General features: G+C 32.6%; 1 protein-coding gene. It reads left to right on the plus strand.

Translation table 11 applies throughout. The features are described 5' to 3' along the window. The first annotated feature begins 294 nt into the window (after positions 1-294). Positions 295-834, plus strand: a complete 540-nt coding sequence (locus ACFFLE_RS07110) for an SAV1803-related protein (protein ID WP_380570446.1) — start codon at positions 295-297, stop codon at positions 832-834. The last annotated feature ends 204 nt before the right edge of the window (positions 835-1,038 follow it).

Here is a 1,038-nt window from a genome sequence, read left to right on the forward strand (position 1 = left end):
GCGATTCTTGTTTCTGGCATGATTGATACTTTCCTGGAAGCATAACGGACAGAGATGGTTCTGTGGCTTCAGCTCGACGCCGAGAACCCAGCCATCTTTCACACGTTCTCCTTCATTATTCAATATAAAGGTTGGTAGGTGCAGGATATCTGTAGTAAACTGTTTATACAAGCAGAACTTCCTCTCTATCAATGTTTTGGGTTGGTACTTTAAACATTAGAGGAAGATTCTGCTTTTTTCAATGTCAAGCACACATGATTAGGGAGAGCCAATAAAAAGAGGTGAGAATTAAAAATGGATAAAAAAGACGAGTATTTATCTCTGCTGTCTAAACCCTATAATGAAGCAGTAGAATTTCTGCTTAATAAATATGGGGCAGCAGAAGATGATTACTATAGAGAAAAATCGTACGAGCGATTTTTAAATGGAGAAATAAAAAGTATTGCGAAAGGGAAATTCGCGAGATCTCTTGAAGGGTTAGAGTGTCATCACATTTTCGAAAACAAGTTTTTAAATATGACAGATGGGGCATTTATAAAAAGGCAAAATATCCCATACAAATATCATAAAAAAGAGTATTTAGTATTCTGCGATATTGTTGAACATGCTATACTACATACTTTAATTGCTAAAGAAACATCATTAGAATTTGGATATCCAGGATATATAGTATTTTTAAGACCTAAAATAGAGGATTGGTATATTAAAAAGGATACCCCTCAAAAAAGTAAATGGCACATTGCTTGTTATCATAAGGCTTATATAACAACTGAAGAAGCACTTGATTTATTGGAAAAAATGGACAATATATTGTTAGCCGAAAAAACTAATTAAGCAAGCTATAAGAAGACAAAATAATTAAATCTTTTAAGATATCTAATTATATAAGTAGGGCCGAATTATAAAATATAAGATAATGAAATAAACTAGAATATCAAGATTCAGAGTGATACACTATTATCTTCGTTTGGGACCGTCAATAATTATGTGTAAATGAATGCATACCTTTTCTTATAGTGTGTGTTACTCGCTAAACAT

The organism is Salinicoccus siamensis (assembly GCF_042429615.1).
Classification (GTDB): domain Bacteria; phylum Bacillota; class Bacilli; order Staphylococcales; family Salinicoccaceae; genus Salinicoccus; species Salinicoccus siamensis.